We start from the raw sequence: 18,463 nt of genomic DNA, 5'->3' as shown, positions 1-18,463 counted from the left end.
ACCTTTTCATCAGTGTGTAGCGCAGAATCCACGTTCACCTCCCCTTTTGCGCAGCCTCACCCCGCCGCGATCCTCGTCCCGACGGTATGGACGATCTGCACGTCCGGGTTCCACGGAATCAGTGCGTCGATCGATGCCTCCAGTTCATCCAGTGGGGGAAGGGTTTCCGGGCCGAGCACGTCGATGGTGGCGGTGCTGCCCTGCCAGGTGACATCGGTGACCTCGGCTCCCGGAGTGTCTGCGAGCCACTGTTGCGCCGCGCTCCCGATCTGCCTCGCCCACAACGACGACAGGGAGTTGCCGACCATCGGAATCGCGACGACGATCAACAGAGCGGCAAGCACGAGGTATGCCCGCCGCCGCGACGTCTTCAAGATCCCGGCGTCGCGCGCGTACCCAGCTGCGACGAACACGCCTGTCGCAGTGATGATCATGGCAACCACGTTCGATGCGAACAGTACAAACGCGCCCACCGCCAAACTCGGTGACCCCGAGCCGAGACAGACACCTACCACCGCCAACGGTGGGACAAGCGAAATTGCGATGGCAACACCGGGAAGTACGTCGCCGACATCCTTGCGCGCGATCGCGATGGCCCCGACCAAACCGGTCGCAAGTGCTGCCGTCAAGTCCATCAACGTCGGCGAAGTACGCCCAAGCACTTGGGAATTGGTCAGCACGTTGGAGGGATTCGGCAATACCTGAGCGAACGCGACACCCAATACGACGACGAGGCAGATTCCACCGACGACATAGACCAGGCTCCGCCCGACCAAAGCGCCTTGGCCAGTTGTGATGCCCAGCCCGACCCGAGAATCGGCGTCGACAAGGGAGCGACGATCATCGCTCCGATGACGGTTGCCGTGGAATCGCCCACGACACCGGCCACGGCGATCACGGCAGACAGCGTCAGCATCACCCAGAAGGCGGATCGCTTCGAATCTCGTTCCCCCACCGAAAAATTGAGCTTTTCGTCGAGCTCCGCCAATGTGCGCCGTTGTGCTTGCGGAACGACCCCGTTCACGGTCGATACTCCATCACACGCCGATACGGCGAGTGGTCTGCGCTGACCCTGCGACCCCGGTGAGCAACGAGACGATCGCGATGCCGACGACGAAGTAGATTGCGGCGCTGGCGACTCGCGATGCGGTGGTCGCTGCGATCGTGAACGGCCACAGCGCGGTGGCGATCGTTGCGAGGATTCCGATCCACGCGAAGAAGTTCGACGCACGTGGTGTCGACACCATCAACGCATGCAGAAGTGCGGTAGCGACCAGCGCTGCGATCGCGGCGCTGAGAGCAAGCGAGCCGGCTTGGGAATTCCCCGGCATCCGCTCCGGTGTGATGACCGGAGTGTCGAGGATTCCCCGCACGATCAGTAGTCCGACGACCGCGGCCAGGGCCGCGACGAGCGCAGTTGCGGCCCCGCCCGCCCACAGTCGTTGTGCATTGACGGCGGGAGTCGCCGGACTGTCTGGTTGGAACTGGCTCATCGAGAGACTCCTTCACCGATACCGGATAGGGCTGTCCTTCCGAACTGTATGCGTTTCGGGACGGCCCACATTCACCCTCGACGGGTGAAAAGTACGGTGTTCTCGACTCTTCGACGGTGCCGGGGCTACGCCGGGACGGGCGGCCACACTGGGGCAATGCTCCACGGGCGCGCCACCTCGAGCTGCGACGCAACCCGGATCAGCAAATCTTCACGCCCGAACGCACCCACCAACTGCACGCCGATAGGAACGCCGGCCGTGTCATGACCCATCGGCAAGGAAATCGCGGGCTGACCTGAACTGTTGAACGGACTGGTCAAACCGCTGTACCCGGCCGAATGCTCCCAGATCGACATGGGATTTGCCGTATCGAGCAGACCGAGCGGAGCTGCCGGTCGAGCCATCGTCGGCGTCAGCAACAGGTCGTGATCGACAAAGAACGCACCGATCACCTGGGCTGCCCGCTCGAGTTCCTGCAATGCCTTGACGACGTTCGTCGCACTTTCGGACTTCGCGCGGTCGTAGATCATCCGAGCCATCGGCTCGAGGTCGTCGTCGCGGATTGCGCGGTTCAGGGCCTCGAGTCGTTCGTCGACCTCGATCGTCATCGGAATGCCCATCAACACGGAAAGCCCGGCAGTGAGCGCATCGAGCGGAAAGTTCGGGGCACCCTCGGTCACATCGTGACCGAGTTCTTCGAGCAGGCCGGCAACACTGGTTGTGACGGCCGAGCACTCCGGGTCCACCGGGGTGCCATCAGGAAGAGTGTTGCTCAGACCGATCCGCAACCGTCCGGGATCCGCACCAACTTCCTCGACGTACGGCCGCTTCGGCGCCAGGATCACGTAAGGATCGCCGACAGTCGGTCCGGCGGAGAGATCGAGAAGCAGTGCAGTGTCGCGGACACTTCGGGTGAGTGCGTGATGAACACTCATCGGCGACGAGAACAGCGTGCGCGCCGGTGCCGTCGGAGTGCGTCCGCGGCTGGGCTTGAGGCCTACCAAGCCACAGGCCGATGCGGGAATGCGGATCGATCCACCGCCGTCACTGGCATGGCCGCCGGGCACGATCCCGACGGCAACCGCTACAGCCGTGCCACCCGAAGATCCGCCGGGTGAACGATCAAGGGCATAAGGGTTGCGGGTAGACCCGAACAGCGCAGGTTCGGTACTCGCATTCTTACCGAACTCCGGGGTGTTCGTCTTGCCGATGACAACCAGACCGGCCTCACGGTACCGCTCCACGAGCGTCGAATCTTTTTCTGCCACAGCATCGGCGAACAATCGAGATCCGTTGGTGCTCGGCAATCCTGCGACGTCCATGCCCAGGTCTTTGATCACGAACGGGACGCCGTGCAGTGGACCTTCCGGCAAGCCGCCTGATACCTCGTTGCGTGCCTCCTCGCGACGCTCACTGATCACCGCGTTGACTGCCGGGTTGCGCTCGTCGAGTCTGTCCAGGCTGAACTCGAGAACTTCCTTGGCGGAGACGTCGCCGCTCTTGATCGCTTCGGCCAGGCCGGTCATGTCGTTGTTGTCGAACAAATCCTGCATCGATGCCCTCATCACTCGTGTCGAACTCTGCCGATAGTGAGGTCCGTCATACCAACCATGGCGAAGGCATAGCTTTGAAATTCCGCTTGGCGGGACCGGCCCACCGATTCAGCCTTACAGAATCAAGCCCTGCCGCCGCGCTTCCACAACTGCTTCGTGCCGACTGCGGACGTCGAGTTTTCCCATCAGATTCCGCATGTACGTCTTGATCGTTTCGACGCTCAGGGACAACCTCTCGGCGATCTCGGCATTGCGCAGTCCCAGAGCTACGTAGCCCATCACCTCCCGCTCGCGGGGCGACAGGACAACGGTGTTCGCGACTGGAGTGTTCGCGGAAGGTTTCGGCGACGCCAACGCCCGCAACTTTGCCTCGACGGCGAGGACCTGCGCGCTGAGAGCCATGTCCTCGAGGTTCGCCGCGATCTCGCCGAGCGCCAGGACGCTCTCGGTCAACCCTTCGGATATCTGGGCATCGCGATTCGAACCATGTTCCACCGCAGCGGTATCGAGCATCGCCACCCGACGATCCACTTCGTCGCGAATCTCGAATTCGCGGGCCAACGCGTACGACGATCGCATCATCGTCTCGGCGATCACGTCGCCGATCGGCAGGTTGGCGCGCAGTCCTCCGTAGATCGCTCCGCGAGTAACCCCGCGTACGACGATCGGGACTGCCATCAAGGATTCGATGGCTTCGGTGCCCACTTCGTAGTCGTAGTCATGGGTGATGTGCGACGAGTTCGCGTAGTCCTGCACCGCGCCCGGTCGTTGTTCTGCGATCGCACGACCACCGAGTCCGCATTCGGCGTCGATCTTCAAATTTCGCAGGATGTTGCTACGAGTCCCGACGTAGCCGGTGATGGTCAGCGACCGGTCGTCGACACAACCGCCGAACAGAACCGGCAACTCGGTTCGGGGGTGCAGTCGACGCAGTTCGGCGCGCAACGCGTCGTCGTCGCTCGGTCTCAGTACCCTGCTCACTCTCACCTCCACATACCCAATTCAGAGGGTAGCGGCACCTTTGACTGGGCAATAGCGTGCATCCAGGCCATTTGTAGTGCCGATCACAACTACCGTGACACCAACCGTGTCACGTCGCCTTCGGAGGAACCGTGTCTGTCTCGACAGCTCTCGCAGCCAACAACACCCCGCTCAGTCCGCTGCGCTTTCTCGAGCGCAGCGCTGCGGTGTTCCCCGATCGCACCGCCGTCATTCACGGCGACCGGAGCTACACGTACCGAGAGTTCGGTGACGAGGTCGCAGCGCTGGCCCGCGTCCTGCGTGAACGCATTCAGCCCGGTGACCGCGTTGCATACCTGGCGCCGAACGTTCCCGAGATGCTGTTCGCGCATTTTGCCGTCCCACTCGCCGGCGGAGTCCTGATCGCCCTTAACTCACGCCTCGCCGGTCCCGAACTCGAGTACATCATCGATCACTCGGGAACCACGATCCTGTTCGTCGACTCCGAATTCGTCGGCTCGGTCACCTCGTCCAAGGCGAACGTGACGAGCCTGCGCGAGATCATCGAGATCCCGGACTCCACCGTCCCGTCCCCGGAGGTTCCCACCGGAATCGTCACCGGGCAGTACGCCGATCTGATTGCCGAAGGTCAGGCTCTCACCGATCAGCCACTGCACTGGGGCGTCGACGACGAGCAGCAGTGCATCGCCATCAACTACACCTCTGGCACCACCGGAAAACCCAAGGGCGTCATGTACTCCCACCGCGGGGCGTACCTGAACTCGCTCGGCGAGACCTTCCACAACGGCTTCGACGGAGCGACGAAGTATCTGTGGACACTGCCGATGTTCCACTGCAACGGGTGGTGCACGCCGTGGGCCGTCACTCAGGCCGCAGGCACACACATCTGCCTGCGCGCGGTCCGCGCCGACGCGATCTGGGACGCCATCGACAATCTGGGCGTGACGCATCTGTGCGGCGCTCCTACCGTCTGCTCCACCATCGCCGACGCAGACCAGGCCCACAAGGTCGAAGCCCTGCGCATCACCACCGCCGGCGCTCCCCCGTCACCGACGATCATCGGAAAACTCGAAGACATCGGTGTCACCGTCGTCCACGTCTACGGTCTCACCGAGGTATACGGCCCGTACACGATCTGCGAGTACCAGGAAGCCTGGGACGACAAGCCGCAGTCCGAGCGCGCCGCACTTCTCTCCCGTCAGGGAGTCGGCATGGTGCAGGCCGAAAATGCTCGCGTTGTCGATGCCGAGATGAACGACGTTCCCGCCGACGGCCAGACCATGGGTGAGATCGTGCTCCGCGGCAACAACGTGATGCTCGGTTACTACCGTGACGAGGCCGCGACCGCCGAAGCATTTGCCGGTGGTTGGTTCCATTCCGGCGACCTCGGCGTCATGCATCCCGACGGTTACATCCAGCTCAAGGACCGCGCGAAAGACATCATCATCTCGGGCGGTGAGAACATCTCCACCGTCGAGGTGGAGCAGGCGATCATGAGTCACCCTGCCGTGATCGACGTGGCAGTCGTCGGCGTTCCCGACGAGAAGTGGGGCGAGCGCCCGAAGGCATTCGTGGTGCTGGGCAAGGGATTACAGGCTTCCGCCGAAGACATCGTCGAGCACACCCGTGCATTGCTGGCCGGGTACAAGGTTCCCCGCGACATCGTCTTTCCACTCGACCTTCCTCGCACCCCGACCGGCAAGGTTCTCAAGTTCCAATTGCGTGCGTCGAAGTAATTCGGCCGTAGGGTCTCAGCGCACCGAAGTGTGACGCCGGCGCAGATCGACAGGTTGCCCGTCCGAAGGGAACGGCAAGGACGTGAAGTCGAGCGGAGCGACGTAATCTGCGTCGACGTTCCAGTCGAAGCGCATGAGGAGGTGGTGCATGATTGCCTTGATCTCGGCGCCGGCGAAGTGCATTCCCAGGCATTTGTGCACTCCACCGCCGAACGGTTCCCACGCGTACCGATGAACCTTGTCTTCGCGTCGATTCTCGGCGAAACGTTCGGGATCGAAACGCTCTGGATCAGGCCAGTACTGCGCCATGTGGTGCGTGAAGTGAGGGGCGACAGAAACATACGTTCCCGCAGGCACGAAGTGACCCCGTACTTGAGTGTCGCGGACCGCTCGCCGCGCCATGACCGGTACGGGAGAGACGAGTCGGAGGCATTCCTTCATCACCAGGTCAAGGCTGCTCAGGCCGTCGAGATCTGCATAGCTGGGCGTCGAGGTCCCCAGAGCGAGCGACTCGGCACGGCACCTGTCCTGCCACTTCGGATGTTGACCTAGATATTGCATCATCGTGGAAAGGGTGATCGTCGAAGTGTCGTGTGCGGCCATCAGGAGGAAGATCATATGGTCGATCACTTCGTCGTCACTGAAGCGTTGTCCTCCTTCGGATTCGATGTGACAAAGCACGGAGAACAGATCATCGGTTGCGCGAGCTCGACGCGCCGGCAGGTAGCGACGAAAGAAGTCTTCCAGGACCCGGCGGCCGTCGAGTCCTCGCTTCCATCTGGTCCCCGGCACGCGGTAGCGGACCAGAGAAGTAGCCGCCTGCACACAATCCACGAAAGCCTTTTTCACCGAAGATATTTCGCTTTCGGTACTTCCTTCCGCACCGCCCATGAAGATGTCGGTAGCGAGATCGAGGGTGAGTGTCTTCAGCGCTGTGTATGCACGAAATCCGTCAGTGGGGGTCCATGTGTCGAGCGCCGAGTCGATTGCCGGATTGAGAACGTCGACAGACTTCTCGATCCGCGTCCGAGTGAACGCCTGCTGCATGATTCGACGGTGTCGTAGATGTTCTTCCGAATCGAGAAGCATCAGCCCACCGTGAAAAAAGGGGCCGATAAGCACCGACCAGCCGTCGCTGTTCACAAAAGCCCGATCTTTGTTCTGCAGCACTTCCTGGCACGCGTCGGGTCCGAGAACAGCGATCCACTGCCGACCGACCATCGAGAACCAAGAGACCTCGCCGTATCGATCCCAGTTCTCTTGCATCAATGCGAGTGGATCGCGGATGTATGCAAGAGCGTGCCCGACGAGAGGCAGCCCGGAACGGCCCGAAATCGGGTGCAACTGCGAGTTCACGGGGGGACGAGCCAGGATCTTGGACACTGCGACCTCTACTCTCGTTCAATCTGACAGTGCATCCTGTCAGATGGACTGTAGTCTGCGTCACAGTGGTTGCGTCTGTCAATATCGACCTATGACTTCTCCGACGCCGCGGCGGTATGCCGGCCTCAGCGGCGACCAGCGCTCAGCATTGCGGCGCGAGAGCTTGCTAGAGGCAGGGCTGGAACTATTCGCTGTCGCAGGCAGTCGAGGCGCCACGATGACCGCGATCTGTGCGCGAGCCAAGTTGACGGAACGCTACTTTTACGAAAGTTTTTCCAGCAGAGACGAACTGCTGAAAACAATCCTGGACGGAATTGCCGACGAGGTTCGCGACGCCGGCCTGACCGCACTACGAGCGAGCGACGGAACGCTCGAGCAGCGCGTACGAGATGCCATCACGTCGTTCGTCACCCTCCTCACCGACGATCCCCGCAAGGGGCGTGTGGCAATGATCGAATCCGCTGCATACGAGCCCCTTCGCGCACACCGGCGCGCGGTACTGCACGGCTTCGCGCAAATGGTCGCGGACGAAGCCTCGCGAATGTACGGCGACCGAGCTTGGCCATCTCATCAAGGTCAGATCAACGGACTGCTCTTCGTCGGGGGCCTTGCTGAATTGGTCACCGCGTGGCTGAACGAGGAGATCGCTATTACCCCTGACGAGATCGTCGAGGCGGCAACCTACCAATTCACGTCCACCGCACACCGTTGAGATGGAACCCATCGGCATGCGGTTGCTGCCCGCCACACCGGGATGGCGCGAACAGGCGCAATACTTGTCCCCATGAGTGAACGCGCAGACCTGCCCGGAACTGACCCAGCACAGTTTCGGGTACACGTCGCGTCTCAAGCGATCCGGTTGTTCTCGGAGAACGGGTACGAAGCCACCACCGTCGAGCAGATCGCCGCTGCCGCCGGTGTGTCGCGCCGGACGTTCTTCCGGCAGTTCCGCTCCAAGGAAGACGTGATCTTCGCCGATCACGAGTCCCTCCTCGAACACGTGGCCGAGTTCCTCGCGTCCGATTCCGCCGACCCCTGGGCGTCCGTGTGCGAGGCCGCGGGACTGGTCTTCGATTTCTTCCGCAAGAACCGTGACCTGTCGATGCGGCGATACCGCGTCGTACAGCATGTTCCAGCTCTTCGCGACCGCGAACTCGTCACCGGATTCCGCTATGAGCGCCTCTTCGTCGACTACCTGCGCAGCGCTGTTCCCCGCGAACCGGTCCTCGAGGTTGTCGGTTTTGCCGCAGCTGTCACCGCGTGCCACAACTACCTCTTGCGAAGCATGATCAAAGGCGACGAAGACGCCACAGCCGAAGCGCTGAGCCAGGCATTGCTCGACGTTCGGCGGACGTACGGCGTGGCACCCGGGTCCAAGACCAGCACGCCAGAATCGAAGTCTGTGCTGGTAGTAGCATTTCCCCCGGGCACGTCCGCCGAGGAGATCAGCAGAAAAATCCACGAACAACTCGGCTGACGCCGCTCGTGCACCGGAACTTCACACTCCCATCCCTTGACCTGGCACTCAGTGCCGTGTTTGACTGGGGTCATTGGCACCGGTCTGTCCGCGAATCTCGTTGGTAACGCCGGAGCCGCACCGACCGCCTTCAAGCAACCTTCACCAAGGAGCGTTCCCATGGCAGGAAACCCGGATTTCAATCTCTTCGCACTGAACGAAGAGCACGACGAACTGCGGGCTGCTATCCGCGGACTCTCCGAGAAGGAAATCGCGCCGTACGCCAAGGACGTCGACGAGAACGCACGCTTTCCCGAGGAAGCACTCACCGCCCTCAACGCGTCTGGCTTCAACGCCATCCACGTTCCCGAGGCTTACGACGGCCAGGGCGCCGACTCCGTCGCCACCTGCATCGTCATCGAGGAAGTCGCCCGCGTCTGTGGCTCCTCCTCGCTGATCCCCGCCGTGAACAAGCTCGGCACCATGGGCCTGATCCTCAAGGGTTCCGAAGAGCTCAAGTCCAAGGTGCTCCCGGATCTGGTCAACGGCGGAATGGCGTCGTACGCGCTGTCCGAGCGTGAAGCCGGATCCGACGCGGCCTCGATGCGTACCCGCGCGAAGGCTGATGGTGACGACTGGATCCTCAACGGCTCCAAGTGCTGGATCACCAACGGCGGCAAGTCGACCTGGTACACCGTTATGGCTGTCACAGATCCCGACAAGGGCGCAAACGGCATCTCCTCCTTCATGGTCCACAAGGACGACGAGGGCTTTGTCGTCGGACCGAAGGAAAAGAAGCTCGGCATCAAGGGCTCCCCCACCGCTGAGCTGTACTTCGAGAACTGCCGCATCCCCGGCGACCGCATCATCGGCGAACCGGGCACCGGCTTCAAGACGGCACTCGAGACCCTCGACCACACGCGTCCCACCATTGGCGCACAGGCTGTCGGCCTGGCCCAGGGCGCACTCGACGCGGCTCTGGCATACACCAAGGATCGCAAGCAGTTCGGCAAGTCCATCAGCGACTTCCAGGCTGTTCAGTTCATGCTCGCGGACATGGCAATGAAGGTCGAAGCCGCACGTCTGATGGTCTACACCTCCGCTGCTCGCGCCGAGCGCGGCGAGAAGAACCTCGGTTTCATCTCCGCTGCGGCGAAGTGCTTCGCTTCGGACGTTGCCATGGAGGTCACCACCGACGCCGTGCAGCTGTTCGGTGGCGCCGGCTACACCACCGACTTCCCGGTCGAGCGCATGATGCGCGACGCCAAGATCACGCAGATCTACGAAGGCACCAACCAGATTCAGCGCGTCGTGATGTCGCGTGCGCTACTGAAGTAGGGCCTCCGGCCCTGTGCGCGGTCAGGCAGTCCATAGACTCCTTAACCGCGCACGGGGGCTTGACCCCTGTCTGAAGAATCTTGAGGAGAATCGTGGAACTCGTAGGCGTAATCGGCGGCGGCACCATGGGTGCCGGCATTGCCGAAGTTTGTGCAAAAGCCGGTAGCTCGGTACTGGTGCTCGAAACCAAGGAAGAATTTGCCGCCGCTGCTCGCGAACGGATCGCCAAGTCGATCAACCGCGGCGTAGCCAAGGGCAAGATCACGCAGGAAGACGCCGACGCCGCCATCGCACGCGTTCGCGTCACCCTGGACATGGAAGAGTTCGCCGATCGCGACCTGGTGATCGAGGCGGCTCCCGAGATCGAAGCTCTCAAGTACGAGATCTTCGGCAAGCTCGACAAGATCGTCAAGCCTGCAGGCATTCTGGCGACCAACACCTCGTCGATCCCCGTCATCAAGATCGCCAAGGCCACCTCGCGCCCCGGCCAGGTTGTGGGCGTTCACTTCTTCAACCCCGTGCCGGTCATGCCGCTCGTGGAGATCGTGGTCAGCCTCACGACGTCCGAAGAGACCGTCCTCGCCGTCACCGACTACGCCAAGAACACGTTGCGTAAGAAGACGGTTCGCGCGGGCGACCGCTCGGGCTTCATCGTCAACGCTCTGCTCATCCCTTACCTGTGCCAGGCAGTCCGGATGCTCGAATCCGGCTACGCCACAGCAGAAGACATCGACGAGGCCATGAAGGGCGGCTGCGGCTACCCGATGGGTCCGCTGACGCTGCTCGACACCGTCGGTCTCGACATTGCCCTCGCAGCGGCAGAGTCCCTGTACGCGGAATTCGCAGAACCGCACTACGCTCCGCCGGCGCTGCTTCGCCGCATGGTCGACGCCGGTCGTCTCGGCAAGAAGACCGGTCGCGGGTTCTACGAATACGCCTGAGTCCGACCGCTTCACTCTTCCGGCCCCTCACCTGTTGCAGGTGAGGGGCCGGAGTTGTTTTCGGACAGATCTTGTCGAATCGATTGACAAATTCGCGTAGCGCAGTAAAAGTCATCATGTGACAACAACCGTTGTCACATGATGGCAGGCGGAGGGGCACCCTGATGAGCAGCGACGCAGACACGGGCACTCGTCGATCGAAGCCTCGAGAACTACTAGCCGATCCGATCGGCCCCGGCTCTCTGACATGGACACACTTCGGCGACGTTCGCGGCCTGCTGTACCTCGGACGCGCAGGCACCCTGCAGAACATGCACCCCGCGGTAAGCGGAGCGCTGCAAGATCATTCGAATTTCTTCGACAACCCACTCGACCGCCTGTTCCGCTCACTGCCGCCCATCTACGGCGTCGTGTACGACCGGACCGAAGAGGGCACAGGCACGCTCGTTCGCAACTTCCACACCGATCTCAAAGGAATCGACGAAACCGGCGGGCGCTACCACGCCCTCACTCCTGACACTTTCTGGTGGACACACGTCACGTTCTTCGAGGTGATTCTCGATTTCAACGAGCGATTCGCGTACAAGAAGTTCACGCAGGAGCAGAAGGACCAACTTGTCCGTGAGGCCGTAACCTGGTGGCGCTGTTACGGACTCACCGATCGACCGGCTTTCGACGATTACGCCAGCTTCCGCACGTATTGGGAAGACATGCTCGACAACCACCTGATCAACACCCACACCACAAAATGGTCGACGCGCATCGCCGAGCACGACATCGCACCGGCTCCGAAGGTTCCGACGTGGCTGTGGCGTCTTAGCTCTCGCCCCACGATGGCCGTGGCGAACTGGATCGGCAAGGCACTGATGCCGGAGAAGGCACGCAAGACCCTTGAATGGGAATGGACTCCGCGCGACGAACGGATGTACTTCTGGTTCGCCCGCTTCCTGACATTGACAGATCGGTTCTGGCATCTGCTGCCGCTACGACTGCGGTATGCACCGCGCGCCTACTCGGGCATCCGCGCGCAGGGTCTGTGAGCACTCGTCGGTAGGCTGGAGTGCGTGCCAGCCCAACTCCCCTCCGACGCGATCAGTGTCCGCGTGGACAGCTGGACGTGGGCGGTTCGGCTGTTCAAGACACGCTCGCAGGCGGCGACGGCCTGCCGATCGGGACACGTTCGGGTCAATGGAACGTCGGCAAAGGCGGCTCAGCAGGTGAAAGCCGGCGACGAGGTGCGGGTGCGTGTATCCGGCATCGAACGCATTGTCGTCGTGGTCAAGCCGATCACGAAGCGAGTCAGCGCGGTGCTGGCCGCCGATTGCCTGCAGGACAATTCGCCGCCCCCACCACCGCCCGAACTGATTGCGTCCATTCCGCGACGTGATCGCGGCGCCGGCAGACCGACCAAGCGCGAGCGACGTGACCTCGAGAAGTTGCGCGGCCTCGAGCCGTAACCACCGCCTCGAACGCGTCACGACCTCGAAACAGGCTGACGCAGAACCGTCTTCAGTTTCTCGGGCGGTGTACGGCGAGCGTCGCTGAGATAGATCTCGTGATGATCGCCGTTGAAGCTCAGGCCGTTCGACGGGATGAACGTGTTGTGCAGCCGGTCCAGGGTGGGAGCTTCGTCGTCGTACGAGCCGACGTGAAGAATCTGGACGGACAGGCCCTCCTCCAATTCGAGGAACCTGACCTTGTCCAGAGCGGCCACGTTCTTCTTGGCCCGGACGGCTTTGGCTCGGACTGCTGCAATCGCCGCAGACAGTTCGGCCGCCGTGATCCACTCCGGTTGCGAGATCATCATCGTCCAATCCCACGACGCCTTGTCCCGTGTCACGAACACCTCGGGGTCATCTGCCCGCCACAACCCTTCCAGCGGGCCAACGACGAAGTCGCGATCCAATTCCTTCTTGCTCGCGAATTTTGCCGAGTAGGACACCGAATACAGCGCTTCGAGCGCCTCGGAGTACTCGGTGGCAGTGTTGGGGTCGCCGTGACCGTCGACGCCGAAGTAGCCGAAGCGGGGAACGGTCACGAGGGCAAAATCGCGGCGCCCAGGCGAGTAGAGATCCTTGTATGCCTTCTTGACGTCGTACTTCTCCATGCGCCACCCACCTGATCACTGGCCGAGTTTCAACGTTCGGAAACCTATCCGAGAACACCGACATCCCGATAGCGGACCACTGTCCCCTTGTTAATAGACCAGTGGACCTTTACTCTGGACGGGGTGACTACACCCCAGGCGACCGACGTCGCTCGAGTTCCGCGCCGCAGACCGTTGCGGATCGTTGCCATATCCGCGATTGTCGCGTCGATCTTGGCTCTGTTGTTCGTGTACCCATGGTGGAGCTTGTTCATCCGGCCGGACTGGCCGACGGCGGTGGCAGTTTTCGGCACCGTTCTGTTTGCCACCCTCTTGATCGCCCTGCCTGCGAGCATGGTGCTCAGCCACGGACACACCGACCGCGATCCAGTTCGCCTGATCGGCGACGCCCTCCTCGGAATCATCTGGGTCGTGTTCGTGTGGACCCTGCTCGGCGAAGTTCTGAGGCTCGGACTGCTCGTCGGCGGCGTGGATGACCCGCTTCGATCGAGAATTGTCGCCGTTGCCGCACTGATCATCTCGGCCCTTCTGCTGATCTGGGGCTACCGGGAAGCCATGAGACTGCCACGGATCAAGCAGGTCGACGTCACCATCCCCCGCCTTGGTGCGGGGATGGACAAACTTCGGGTAGTCGCGATCACCGACACTCACTTTGGGCCGATCAATCGCGAGAAGTGGTCCGAGCGCGTGATCGCGGCAGTCAACGATCTCGACGCCGACATCGTGGCCCACGTCGGTGACATCGCCGACGGAACGGTAGAGCAGCGCCTCGGCCAAGCGACCCCCCTCGCATCGGTCGAAGCCGGGCTCGCTCGCGTCTACGTGACCGGCAATCACGAGTACTTCCACGAGGCTCAGGAGTGGCTCGACTACATGACCTCGATCGGCTGGGACGCGCTGCACAACCGCCACCTCGTCGTCACCAAGGGCGGAGACAGACTGGTCATCGCCGGAGTCGACGATGCGACAGCGTTGGGATCGAAACTGGACGGGCACGGCGCGAACTTCGACATGGCCCTGGCCGGCTCCGACCCCGAATTGCCGATCCTGATGCTCGCCCACCAACCGAAGCAGGTTACTCAGTCCGCTTCCGCGGGAGTGGATCTGCAGCTCGCCGGTCATACCCACGGCGGACAGATCTGGCCCTTCAACTTTCTGGTGAAACTCGATCAACCGTCGGTGCACGGGCTTACCAGGCACGGAGAACGTACGCAGCTGTACACCAGCCGGGGAACCGGATTCTGGGGTCCGCCCTTCAGGGTGTTCGCACCGAGCGAGATAACCGTTCTGACGCTGCACAGCGCCTGATCGTTCTCAGCTCGTTCGGGTTGCCGCTCGCGCCGACAACCCGACGAGCTGGTTGATCAGACCTTCACGCAGGCCGACTGCGAACATGTCGGAGGCCGGGGGCGCCTGCATCTCGTTCAGTACGACGACCATGGATTCAGTCGGCTCGGCAGTCGGCCACAAGCCGGCAACGATCACCAGGGTCACCTTGGCGAATTGAGCGGCGTCGCCCTCCGAGAGATGGGGCAGTTGCGAATGAACCAGCGACGCAAACCTTCCCGAGTTGACCGTCGCCCGCCTCTTGAAGTCACGGGCGAAGTCGACGGAGATGTTTCTTTCGAGGACACCGGCCATGACACTCATCAACTCGCACAGCAACCGCTGTGAGACAAGCGATTCCGCAACCGCGGATGCCACATGAATTTCAGCGGCAAACGGTGAGTCGTCACTGGTCGGAGTCAACGACTCGGACAACCCGTCCAGCCACGCTACCCAGTTCTCGTCGAGCACTTCGAGAAAGATGGCCTCGCGACTGTCGAAGTACCGGAGCACGTTCGACTTCGCGAGGCCGACGCTCTCACTGAGCTCACGCAGACTGATGTCTGCGACTGGCTTGGACCCGAGCATCGCGCGAGCTGCGTCGAGAATCGCGCACCGACGTGCTTCGATCTGCTCGGGCCTGCGCGCGCGCTGGAATCCATGGGTCGCCACCATCACGCAAGATTATCAGACCATCGTTCTATTGTTTGCTGTACTGCGGGTCAATTGTCCGAAGGTGCATGCTGCGCCACGACTCCCCTCGACGCCAGTTCGCGACGCAGCGAATCGGTATCGACGGACGCGAGATCGACTCGGTGCGTGCGGGTGGCCAAAGCTCGGACCTCCACGGACAGATCTGCCACCTGCTTGCGCGTCGCGGCCTGCCCTGCCTCGTCCTGTTCCGCCACTCGCTCGACCAACCAGGAAGCGAGTGTGGCAGTCACGATGCCCAGCAATGCAATTCCGCCGATCATCAACGCTCCGGCGATCAGGCGCCCGGTTGTAGTGACAGGAGCCATGTCTCCGTAACCGACGGTCGTAACCGTCTCCATCGCCCACCACAACGCCGTCCCGTACGACGTGATGGCGGCGCCCTCAGCGTGCCGCTCGGCGTCGAGCATGGCCAGTGCCGCGACACCGATCAGCAAGGCCGTGGCCCCGGTGGCGTAAACAACCACTCGTCCACGCAAGCTTTGCCCGCTCGAGCGGTGGACTATTGCAAGCAGGGTGACCAATCGAAGGAGGCGCAAGGGACGCAGCATGGGTAGCACCACCATCGCCAAATCCAAGAGATGCCTGACGAACCAGCGACCGCGTGCAGGAGCCAACCACAGGCGAACTGCGTAGTCGACGGCAAATACGACCCACGCGGCCCACATGATCCATTCGGTCAGGCGATGCGGGAAGCCAGTCGGTTGCGCCAGGACTTGGTACGCGTACGCCACCAAGAACAGGCAGGCCGCAGCGGTCAAGGGGATGTCGGTGGTGAGCTGCCACCGCTCCGACGTCCACGCAGTGCGGCGGTGCACCGACTTCCTCGATTCGTTCATCCGAGAAGTCTTACACCACTGCTACCGCGTGACCGGCAGAACCGACTCAGATCCGAGTGTGCGTCAAGATGTTGAGCGCCATGGGAACTGCCTCGATCGTGATGGGCAACGGCCCCACCCGATCACCGTCCGCGTAGGCGATGATGCCCTCGGAGACCAACCGCACCTTCTTCGACCGATACGTCTGCACCGCATCCAAGGAGACGTGAGTTCCCTTGTACACCCGCGGAAACAGGCGCACCAGACGCAACCTCGAACCGTGCCCGACGACGGTCAGATCCAGCAACCCATCAGACTTCGACGCGCCCGGAGTGATGAGCATGCCGCCACCGTACGAGCGGCCGTTGCCGACAGCCACGAGCGTCGCGTCCACCGTGATGACCTCGTCGTCGAGTTCGATCCGGTACGGCAGCGGCTTCATCTTCGCCAACTCGGCGAGCATCGCCAAGTTGTAGCGCATCGGTCCCTTGGGCCACGACATCCGATTGGCCCGTTCACTGACCAGCGAGTCGAATCCGCTGGCGATGATCGTTCCCGACCAGACGACGGAACCGTCGGCAAGCGTGATCTTCGCCAGGTCGGACTGCTGCACGACGCCGTCGGCGATCACATCGGCGGCTGCCTCGGGATCGCCTGTGGGAATGCCGAACTCACGGGCGTGATCGTTACCGGTGCCCGCCGGGATGAGCCCGATAGGAGTATCGGTCAACGCGGCAGCCTGCAATCCGATGCTGATGGCACCGTCACCGCCGACCACCACCAGCGCGTCGGTGCCCTCCTCGATCGCACGACGCGCCAACTTCTTGGCGTCGTCGGCATCGGTTCCGATGATCTCGGTGACGGCAACTCCCCGAGCACGCAGTCGCGCAACACCTTTGCGTCCGGCTGCAGGCGCGTGACCATGTCCCGCCATCGGATTGATCAGGACGGTAACCTTCTCGATCTGACTGCGGGTTTCGGTCACGGAATCAGCTTTCCAGGATTGAGGATGCCGGCAGGGTCCACTGCATTCTTCACTGCGCGAAGGATATTCGCGCCCAATTCGCCGATCTCGTCCTTCATCCACGGGCGATGGTCAGCTCCGACTGCGTGATGATGGGTGATCGTGCCACCGGCGGCGATGATCGCATCGCCAGCGGCAGTTTTCGCCTTGTGCCACTGAGCGATCGGATCCTCGGTCTGCGCGCTGACTACTGTGAAGTACAGCGAAGCACCGGTCTTGTAGGTGTGCGAAATGTGGCACATCACGAGCGGCTGAGTCCCCTGCTCGACGAGAGCCTTGGTCAGCGCTTCGGTGACCGAGGAGCGCAGGTTCGCGAGGTTACCCCAGGTGGTTGCTGTCTCGAGGGTTTCACACAGTGCGCCGACGTCGAGAAGAGCGTCACGCAGATACGGCGCATCGAATCGCCCGTGTTCCCAACTGTTTCCGGGCTCCTCACCGAGCGAAGTCCCACCGTGAGCGGTGAGAATTGCTCGGGCCTCCGCCACCCGTTCAGCGGTGTGCGAAGCGGTGCCCTCGTAGGTGGTGATGCCGAGGCAACCACCGGTGAAGGCGTTCTCGCCGATCTTGTCGGTGGTCGCCAGATTCACGCCGCTCTCGGCCTCGTCGGACAATCGCAGTACGGTCGGAGCCGATCCTTCCTGGACCAGCTCACGCAATGCTGCTGCGCCGGTGGCGAAGTCGGGGAAGCTCCACCCTTCGCGCACGGTGGTCTCGGGCAGGCGGTGAACCCGGACACGCACGTGCGTGATGACGCCGAATGTCCCCTCGGAGCCGACAAAAAGCTCACCCAGATCGGGGCCTGCGGCAGAGGCCGGCGCACGCCCGGTCTCGACCACACCGCTCGGGGTGACAACGGTGAGGCCCTGGACCATGTCCTCGAAACGTCCGTATCCAGCCGACGCCTGCCCCGAAGACCGGGTGGCGGCAAACCCGCCCAGAGTGGCGAACAGGAAGCTCTGCGGGAAGTGCCCGACCGAGAAACCGTGCTCACGCAGAAGCTCCTCGGCCCGTGGGCCGGTGGTTCCGCCGCCGAACGTCGCGATGCCCGATTCCTCGTCCAACCCGACGAGCTGATCGAACCTGTGCAGATCGAGAGATAGAACTGCGTCGAACCCGTCACGAATGGGATCGAGCCCGCCGACGACGCTGGTGCCACCACCGAACGGGACCACTGCGATCCGGTTGGCAGAGCAGTATCGGAGAACCTGCTCGACCTCTGCGCCTGTCCCTGGAGTGACGACTGCGTCCGGTGCGTCCTGCGGCTCGGCGCTACGACGACGAAGCAGATCCGGGGTGCTCTTGCCACCGGCCCGAAGGATTCGATCCGAATCCTCGGTGCTGACGTACTCGGCCCCGACCAGCCCAGCCAGCGCCTCGACGTGCGACTGAGCCAGGGCGGACGGAGTCACCTGAACGTCTTCGATGGCGAGGCGCGAGCGAGTCGGTGCGGACACACCGAGAAATCCGGTCAACAATGATGTGACTGCGTCCGACAGTTCACGCTTCTTGGCCGGATCGCCCCAGGCGTCCCACTGCATCGGCGGTTGCAAGGCAGACTTTTCGGTGCTCATAGACACTAGTGTTACATATTTGTGT

General features: G+C 62.4%; 17 protein-coding genes and 1 pseudogene. 8 read left to right on the top strand and 10 right to left on the bottom strand.

From position 1 onward, the window contains the following. Window positions 1-56: 56 nt before the first annotated feature. The 4 genes and pseudogenes from EEB12_RS20430 to EEB12_RS20415 form a co-directional block, all read right to left on the bottom strand. A pseudogene (locus EEB12_RS20430) lies at window positions 57-1,024 on the bottom strand (TIGR00341 family protein). Window positions 1,025-1,037: 13 nt separating this feature from the next. Next, the gene (locus EEB12_RS20425; protein WP_020909071.1) at window positions 1,038-1,493 is read right to left on the bottom strand and encodes a DUF6069 family protein; all 456 of its coding nucleotides are present in this window, start codon (window positions 1,491-1,493) and stop codon (window positions 1,038-1,040) included. A gap of 125 nt (window positions 1,494-1,618) precedes the next feature. Beyond that, window positions 1,619-3,046 carry an amidase gene (locus tag EEB12_RS20420; RefSeq protein ID WP_141488396.1) on the bottom strand — a complete coding sequence of 476 codons (1,428 nt, stop codon included), beginning with the start codon at window positions 3,044-3,046 and terminating at the stop codon, window positions 1,619-1,621. Window positions 3,047-3,160: 114 nt separating this feature from the next. Beyond that, the gene (locus EEB12_RS20415) at window positions 3,161-4,027 is read right to left on the bottom strand and encodes a helix-turn-helix transcriptional regulator (RefSeq protein WP_042952912.1); all 867 of its coding nucleotides are present in this window, start codon (window positions 4,025-4,027) and stop codon (window positions 3,161-3,163) included. Window positions 4,028-4,158: 131 nt separating this feature from the next. On the opposite strand from EEB12_RS20415, the gene EEB12_RS20410 reads away from it, so the two are divergent. Then, window positions 4,159-5,763 (top strand): acyl--CoA ligase family protein, encoded by a 1,605-nt coding sequence (locus EEB12_RS20410; RefSeq protein ID WP_141488395.1) that lies wholly within the window; start codon window positions 4,159-4,161, stop codon window positions 5,761-5,763. A 15-nt stretch (window positions 5,764-5,778) separates the two neighbouring features. Here the strand turns inward: EEB12_RS20410 and EEB12_RS20405 are convergent, their stop codons facing one another. Continuing rightward, window positions 5,779-7,146, bottom strand: a complete 1,368-nt coding sequence (locus EEB12_RS20405; RefSeq protein ID WP_141488394.1) for a cytochrome P450 — start codon at window positions 7,144-7,146, stop codon at window positions 5,779-5,781. Between the two features lie 91 nt (window positions 7,147-7,237). On the opposite strand from EEB12_RS20405, the gene EEB12_RS20400 reads away from it, so the two are divergent. The 6 genes from EEB12_RS20400 to EEB12_RS20375 all read left to right on the top strand — a co-directional run bounded on the left by EEB12_RS20400 (window position 7,238) and on the right by EEB12_RS20375 (window position 12,338). Next, a complete protein-coding gene (locus EEB12_RS20400; protein ID WP_021345503.1) occupies window positions 7,238-7,858 on the top strand; it encodes a TetR/AcrR family transcriptional regulator in 621 nt (206 codons plus the stop codon). Between the two features lie 72 nt (window positions 7,859-7,930). After that, a complete protein-coding gene (locus tag EEB12_RS20395; protein ID WP_080909658.1) occupies window positions 7,931-8,623 on the top strand; it encodes a TetR family transcriptional regulator in 693 nt (230 codons plus the stop codon). A gap of 159 nt (window positions 8,624-8,782) precedes the next feature. Further along, the gene (locus tag EEB12_RS20390; protein WP_003939784.1) at window positions 8,783-9,940 is read left to right on the top strand and encodes an acyl-CoA dehydrogenase; all 1,158 of its coding nucleotides are present in this window, start codon (window positions 8,783-8,785) and stop codon (window positions 9,938-9,940) included. 92 nt (window positions 9,941-10,032) lie between these two features. Then, window positions 10,033-10,881: a 3-hydroxybutyryl-CoA dehydrogenase gene (locus EEB12_RS20385; protein WP_020909078.1), complete on the top strand. Its 849-nt coding sequence runs from the start codon at window positions 10,033-10,035 to the stop codon at window positions 10,879-10,881. Between the two features lie 164 nt (window positions 10,882-11,045). Further along, a complete protein-coding gene (locus tag EEB12_RS20380) occupies window positions 11,046-11,921 on the top strand; it encodes an oxygenase MpaB family protein (RefSeq protein WP_060938011.1) in 876 nt (291 codons plus the stop codon). A 24-nt stretch (window positions 11,922-11,945) separates the two neighbouring features. Further along, complete coding sequence (locus EEB12_RS20375; protein ID WP_029256216.1) at window positions 11,946-12,338, top strand: RNA-binding S4 domain-containing protein; 393 nt, start codon at window positions 11,946-11,948, stop codon at window positions 12,336-12,338. A 17-nt stretch (window positions 12,339-12,355) separates the two neighbouring features. On the opposite strand, the gene EEB12_RS20370 is transcribed toward EEB12_RS20375, so the two are convergent. Further along, window positions 12,356-12,988 (bottom strand): GyrI-like domain-containing protein, encoded by a 633-nt coding sequence (locus tag EEB12_RS20370; RefSeq protein WP_020909081.1) that lies wholly within the window; start codon window positions 12,986-12,988, stop codon window positions 12,356-12,358. A 123-nt stretch (window positions 12,989-13,111) separates the two neighbouring features. Here EEB12_RS20370 and EEB12_RS20365 point away from each other — a divergent pair, with 123 nt between their 5' ends. Next, window positions 13,112-14,296, top strand: a complete 1,185-nt coding sequence (locus EEB12_RS20365; RefSeq protein ID WP_029256218.1) for a metallophosphoesterase — start codon at window positions 13,112-13,114, stop codon at window positions 14,294-14,296. A gap of 6 nt (window positions 14,297-14,302) precedes the next feature. On the opposite strand, the gene EEB12_RS20360 is transcribed toward EEB12_RS20365, so the two are convergent. From EEB12_RS20360 to EEB12_RS20345, 4 genes are read right to left on the bottom strand one after another with little or no spacing between them, the layout of a single operon-like run. Continuing rightward, complete coding sequence (locus EEB12_RS20360) at window positions 14,303-14,989, bottom strand: TetR/AcrR family transcriptional regulator (RefSeq protein ID WP_060938009.1); 687 nt, start codon at window positions 14,987-14,989, stop codon at window positions 14,303-14,305. 47 nt (window positions 14,990-15,036) lie between these two features. Then, entirely contained in the window at window positions 15,037-15,864 is an 828-nt protein-coding gene (locus EEB12_RS20355; RefSeq protein ID WP_021345508.1) for a potassium channel family protein, read from the bottom strand. 46 nt (window positions 15,865-15,910) lie between these two features. After that, complete coding sequence (locus EEB12_RS20350) at window positions 15,911-16,828, bottom strand: diacylglycerol kinase (RefSeq protein ID WP_003940547.1); 918 nt, start codon at window positions 16,826-16,828, stop codon at window positions 15,911-15,913. Next, window positions 16,825-18,405 (bottom strand): FAD-binding oxidoreductase, encoded by a 1,581-nt coding sequence (locus EEB12_RS20345; protein WP_141488709.1) that lies wholly within the window; start codon window positions 18,403-18,405, stop codon window positions 16,825-16,827. Before EEB12_RS20345 ends, EEB12_RS20350 begins: the two co-directional genes overlap by 4 nt. Window positions 18,406-18,463 lie beyond the last annotated feature (58 nt).

The sequence above is a fragment of the Rhodococcus sp. WS1 genome, from assembly GCF_003797745.1.
Classification (GTDB): Bacteria; Actinomycetota; Actinomycetes; order Mycobacteriales; family Mycobacteriaceae; genus Rhodococcus_F; species Rhodococcus_F erythropolis.
The sequence above is the reverse complement of the archived record's forward strand: the minus strand, read 5'-3'. Positions and strand labels throughout refer to the sequence as shown.

Excerpts from the sequence above, each read along its gene's own strand:
- EEB12_RS20400 (WP_021345503.1), top strand. The coding sequence starts at position 7,238 with ATGACTTCTCCGACGCCGCGGCGGTATGCCGGCCTCAGCGGCGACCAG.
- EEB12_RS20395 (WP_080909658.1), top strand. The coding sequence starts at position 7,931 with ATGAGTGAACGCGCAGACCTGCCCGGAACTGACCCAGCACAGTTTCGG.
- EEB12_RS20420 (WP_141488396.1), bottom strand. The coding sequence starts at position 3,046 with ATGCAGGATTTGTTCGACAACAACGACATGACCGGCCTGGCCGAAGCG.
- EEB12_RS20425 (WP_020909071.1), bottom strand. The coding sequence starts at position 1,493 with ATGAGCCAGTTCCAACCAGACAGTCCGGCGACTCCCGCCGTCAATGCA.
- EEB12_RS20380 (WP_060938011.1), top strand. The coding sequence starts at position 11,046 with ATGAGCAGCGACGCAGACACGGGCACTCGTCGATCGAAGCCTCGAGAA.
- EEB12_RS20360 (WP_060938009.1), bottom strand. The coding sequence starts at position 14,989 with ATGGTGGCGACCCATGGATTCCAGCGCGCGCGCAGGCCCGAGCAGATC.
- EEB12_RS20345 (WP_141488709.1), bottom strand. The coding sequence starts at position 18,405 with ATGCAGTGGGACGCCTGGGGCGATCCGGCCAAGAAGCGTGAACTGTCG.
- EEB12_RS20370 (WP_020909081.1), bottom strand. The coding sequence starts at position 12,988 with ATGGAGAAGTACGACGTCAAGAAGGCATACAAGGATCTCTACTCGCCT.
- EEB12_RS20390 (WP_003939784.1), top strand. The coding sequence starts at position 8,783 with ATGGCAGGAAACCCGGATTTCAATCTCTTCGCACTGAACGAAGAGCAC.
- EEB12_RS20355 (WP_021345508.1), bottom strand. The coding sequence starts at position 15,864 with ATGAACGAATCGAGGAAGTCGGTGCACCGCCGCACTGCGTGGACGTCG.